Annotated in this window: 3 protein-coding genes; all 3 read left to right on the top strand. The window is 36.5% G+C overall.

Annotation, left to right across the window (positions count from 1 at the left end; genetic code table 11):
* Positions 1-338 (top strand): DsbA family oxidoreductase (locus ACEWK1_RS24485; RefSeq protein WP_416636741.1); only part of this gene is annotated, 338 nt, incomplete at its 5' end.
* Between the two features lie 347 nt (positions 339-685).
* Positions 686-1,939 (top strand): OFA family MFS transporter, encoded by a 1,254-nt coding sequence (locus tag ACEWK1_RS24480; protein ID WP_121661731.1) that lies wholly within the window; start codon positions 686-688, stop codon positions 1,937-1,939.
* Positions 1,940-2,051: 112 nt separating this feature from the next.
* Complete coding sequence (locus ACEWK1_RS24475; protein ID WP_232273456.1) at positions 2,052-2,624, top strand: NUDIX domain-containing protein; 573 nt, start codon at positions 2,052-2,054, stop codon at positions 2,622-2,624.
* Positions 2,625-3,048: the final 424 nt, after the last annotated feature.

Genomic DNA, 3,048 nt, shown 5'->3' with positions numbered 1-3,048 from the left:
TACTACATGCTTTCTTTACAGAATCTAAGCATATCGGTGATCATTCTACATTGATCGATTTAGCAGTTGAAATTGGATTAAATCGTGAAAAAGTAACAAACTTACTAAATAGCGACGAAATGACTGATGCTGTGCGTAGTGATGAACAAGAGGCACAACAGCTAGGGATTCAAGGTGTTCCTTTTTTCTTAATTAACCGAAAATATGCCATAAGCGGTGCACAACCAGTAGAAACATTTATTGAAGCAATCAACCAAATTAACGAGCAAGATGGGCCTTTTATTAGTTTAAATAATAATAGAGATGCTACATGCACAGATGATTCTTGTGAGATTTAGAAAGATGAAGAGCGTGTTCTAATTTACAGAACGCGCTTTCATTATTTCCTAGGCAAGCGCAGGAATTGACAAATTCCGAATATTTTTTTGTGTTATAACAGTTTAAATATTTTCATAATATTGTATAATAGGTGATAACCTATCTAAAGATTGGAAGAATAGAAAAATTTTGTTATGATAGTTGAAAGGAATCATTAACACCCTGTTTCATTTCTGAATCTTTTTGATAGTCATAATTGTAATCGCTTACAAGATTCGACTTTTATGTCGAGCTCCTCACCTTTGTTTTCACATCTATGTTTTTATGTTTTCGCCCTAACTATCTTACTCGTAAAGGAGAAATGTACATGAAGACAACAAAAAATAGATGGTTAATCGCCCTCTCTGCTATCGCTATTCATATTTCTATTGGGGCAGCTTATGCTTATAGTGTCTATAAAAATCCGTTAAGTGAAACGTTAGGCTGGTCCGCAACAGAAGCAGCTATTGCCTTTACCATTATGATGGCGCTTGCAGGCTCCTCTGCTGCTTTATTTGGTAGCTTTGTAGAAAAAAATGGTCCACGTAAATCCGCGATTGTGGCAGCAGTGTTATTTGGTTTAGGACAAATTGGTTCAGGTTTTGCCGTAAGCATTGAATCTCTCCCCCTTTTCTTATTAACTTATGGAGTTGCTAGTGGCTTAGGCTTAGGTATTGGCTATATCTCTCCTGTTTCTACCTTAGTAAAATGGTTCCCAGATCGAAGAGGTTTAGCTACAGGAATGGCTGTACTTGGGTTTGGTTCTGGTGCTTTAATAACAGCCCCTGTAGCTGCAGATCTCATTGTATCAATAGGGATCCCTTCTACATTTTATGTACTCGGTGTTTGTTATTTTGTTTTAATGGTAATTGGTGCTTCTTACATCGCTCCACCTCCTGAAGGCTGGATGCCTGAAGGAATGAAAAAAGATGTTGCTTCAGGTAAAAAAGAAATAAAAGAAGATCTTCAACAATTAACCGCGAAAGAAGCGGTTAAAACAAAACGTTTTTGGATGCTTTGGATTATGATGTTAATTAACACAAGTGCAGGCATTATGATGATTTCTGTCGCATCACCAATGGCGCAGGAAGTAGTTGGCCTTTCAGCAGGAGCAGCAGCTGCGATGGTTGGCATTATGGGGATCTTTAACGGTGGAGGCAGACTTGGTTGGGCTGCTGCTTCAGACTTCTTAGGGCGACCTATTGTTTTCGTCATTTTCTTTGTCATTCAAATTGTGGCGTTTACCCTTCTTCCTACAATTACAAATGCGTTAATATTTCAAGCTTTAATTTTGTTAGTTGTGAGCTGTTATGGAGGCGGCTTCTCTAACCTTCCTGCCTTTATCGGTGACTTATTTGGGACAAAACAACTTGGTGCGATTCATGGATACTTATTAACAACATGGTCATTAGGTGGAGTATTCGGACCTATGCTTGTTTCAGGTATAAGAGAAACAACAAATAGCTATATTCCTGTGTTCTATGTTTTTTCCGCTCTCATTCTTCTTGCCTTTATCGTTTCCCTTCTTCTTCGCTTAGATATAAAGAAGGTGAAAGAAGCCCAGAAGAAACAAGTCGCATAAAATTCGAAAGGAGCTAGGTTTTAAATGAACCTGCTCCTTTTTTGTCTTGTTAAAAAAGGAAGTACATCATCCTATGTAGAATATTTCAAGAAGACTCTAATATTAGATAAGGATGGTTACAGTGTCAGTCAACTATTGTATGAAATGTGGGTCACCTCTAGAGATGCGTTCGATCGATGGAGTTGAAAGAAAAGCATGTATAAGCTGTGATTATGTGTTTTGGGGGAATTACAGCATTGGCGTTGGTGGATTAGTTATGAAAGATGGGAAGTTTCTGCTTGTCAAACGAGCCCATGACCCAGGGAAAGGATATTGGACAAATCCTGGTGGGTATATTGAGCAGTTAGAATCAATTGAAGAAACCGTTGAGCGGGAAGTTGAAGAAGAAGCTGGAATAAAAGCAAAGGTAAACAGAATCGTTGCAATTCGGGATCTTCCCCGTCAAGTTCATAATATATATGTAGCATTTGCGATGGACTATATAGATGGAACCCCTACGCCTGATGGAATTGAATCCGATGAAGCCGGATTTTACAGCTTAGATGAAATTGAAACAATGAATGTTGCACCTTTTACAAAATGGTTAATTAACATAGCTTATGAAGAAGAAAAAACAGGTCTCTTTAAGGATTTACACACACAGATGAACGATCATATTTTGTATAAAATTAATAGTTCTAATTAAATTAGCATTTATTTAAGAATAGATGTGCTTTTCTATTGCAATTTTTTATAAATATATGGCTAAATGCAGGTTGTTTTCTGTTTAAACTTAATGTTATCAAAATTTCACGGTATCGTTTTTTTGTTATCAAGTGAAATTAGCATTCGAAAATGGAATGCGTATGCCTTGGTAAAGGTAAGCAGGGGAAAATCATTCGCTAGATCCAGAATTAGGTAAAAATTATAGTAATAGCGTCTTAATTTTGTAATAGTTTCCATTTATGCATTCTTTTTTAGTTACAAAGTAAAAAATGCATACGCAAATAAGAGATGCGTATGCTATGGCATGATAAGTAGGATAAAACCATTCGTTAGATCCAGAATTAGGTAAAAACTCATCGTATTAGCGCTAAATATTGTAATTTCTCCCATTTATGTATCATTTT

The sequence above is a fragment of the Metabacillus sp. YM-086 genome, from assembly GCF_048059995.1.
GTDB lineage: Bacteria > Bacillota > Bacilli > Bacillales > Bacillaceae > Metabacillus > Metabacillus litoralis_B.
This window is presented reverse-complemented; position numbering and strand designations above follow the sequence as displayed.

Coding starts and splice junctions, on each gene's coding strand:
- ACEWK1_RS24480 (WP_121661731.1), top strand. CDS start 686: ATGAAGACAACAAAAAATAGATGGTTAATCGCCCTCTCTGCTATCGCT.
- ACEWK1_RS24475 (WP_232273456.1), top strand. CDS start 2,052: ATGGTTACAGTGTCAGTCAACTATTGTATGAAATGTGGGTCACCTCTA.